Source organism: bacterium, from assembly GCA_030690305.1.
In the GTDB taxonomy this organism is placed as follows: domain Bacteria; phylum Patescibacteriota; class Minisyncoccia; order Phycocordibacterales; family JAGLPS01; genus JBBUCK01.
On the sequence record JAUYHB010000025.1, the window covers coordinates 1 to 1,699 of the forward strand.

Consider the following 1,699-nt stretch of genomic DNA (forward strand, 5'->3'; position numbering starts at 1 on the left):
TACGAAGTGGAAAAGAAAGCGAGAATCGAACTTGAAGAATTGGACAAAGCCAAAGACCAGTTTATCCTCACCACCCAGCACCACCTCCGCACTCCGCTCACAATTGTCAAAGGATTCATTGAACTGTCGTTGGATGAGAAAATCACGGACCGGATGCGGACGTACCTCCAGAAGGCAAACGAAAGCACATTGCGCATGACCGATCTTGTCAATGAATTTTTGAATGTTTCAAAACAACAAAACAGTAGCCTTAATTTCAACCGGGAGGCGGTGAACGTTGCCACCCTGTTGTCGGAACTTAAGTCGGAACTTGTGACCGAACTTGAGAAAAAACACCTTGCGTTCAATATTTCGTTTACGCCGGAGGCGTCTGCCGCCCAAGTGTTTGTGGAAAAGAAATCGACACGTATGGCATTTTTTAATCTTGTCGATAACGCCATAAAATATACCCTCTCGGGGTCAATTTCCATTGAAGGAGTAATCACCCTTCATCCCATTGAAAAGACAAAGCGCTTACGAATAAAAATTATTGATACGGGAATCGGTGTTTCCGATAAAGACCTTCCGAAACTTTTTAGCCGTTTTTTTGAACAGGGCGAGGAAGCGCAACTTATAAATACAACAGGGAAGGGTATCGGGCTTGCTTTCTCAAAAAATGTCATTAATGCCTACGAAGGAAATATTTCGGCGGAGTCGGAAGGCCCGGGAAAAGGGACGACATTTATCATTGAATTGCCGGTAATGTAAACCATGCATCAATACGCGCTTATTTATATCATCTCTCTTGTTACAAACGTCGTTGCGGGCGGTGTGGGAGCGCTGTTCCTCTTCTTTACCGCATATGACAACATAGTAGCCCGCGCTTTCGGCCGTATTCCGATCGGTCTTGTGTGGTGGTCGCTCGCCATTTTTCTTGCAATCTTTGCCCCCACCGCCGAATTGTCCCTCCTCGCATTTCAAATATCCATGTTCGGTTTCTTTTTTGTCGGACTATTTTTCTTTGATTTTGGAACCCATTTTGTCGAGTCATGCGCACCTGTTTCCTACGCTCCCCAGCGCCGCAGAGCCTACGCAATAGCGGCAATATTCTCGCTTTTCCTTCTCTCGGACATTTTTCTTAAAACCGATTTCGTGTTGGCAAACGTAAGTCCAAAACTTTGGTTTCCGTACTGGCCCGACAGGGGAATATTTTTTGAAGTCTTTCTTTTCATCTTTGTTTTGTCGTTCCACATGATTTATGTATACCTTTTCCGTATCCGAAAACAGGTAAGCGCCCTTGTAAAAAAACAAATAGATTTCATTTTCTGGACAACGCTCATCCCTGTTATTGGCGGTACGAGCCAATTTCTTATGTGGTACGGCGTTCCTCTCATCCCTCTCGGAGGATTTAGCATTCCCGTATATCTTTTCGGTCTCATTTATAACATTACCCGTTTCCATCTGTTCAACGTCAAAGTCATCACTGCCGAACTTTCTACTATTACCATTTGGATGGTTATGCTTGCTCGCGTTCTCATTTCCAAAGACCAACCGGAGTTTTTCCTTAACCTCGGTATTCTCCTCCTCACCCTCTTTTTCGGCCTCCTCACCATCAGAAGCGTTATCACCGAAGTGAAGCAAAAAGACAGCCTTGAACAGGTGACCAAAGAACTCGACCATGCCAACAAAAATCTGGCTGACCTCAATTCAAATCTTGAAG

At 44.6% G+C, this 1,699-nt stretch carries 2 protein-coding genes; both read left to right on the top strand.

Annotated features, from left to right (window positions below; genetic code table 11):
- The coding region (locus Q8O71_03390) for a HAMP domain-containing sensor histidine kinase (GenBank protein ID MDP2705407.1) at positions 1–747 on the top strand (747 nt) is incomplete at its 5' end.
- Positions 748–750: 3 nt separating this feature from the next.
- The coding region (locus Q8O71_03395) for a histidine kinase N-terminal 7TM domain-containing protein (GenBank protein ID MDP2705408.1) at positions 751–1,699 on the top strand (949 nt) is incomplete at its 3' end.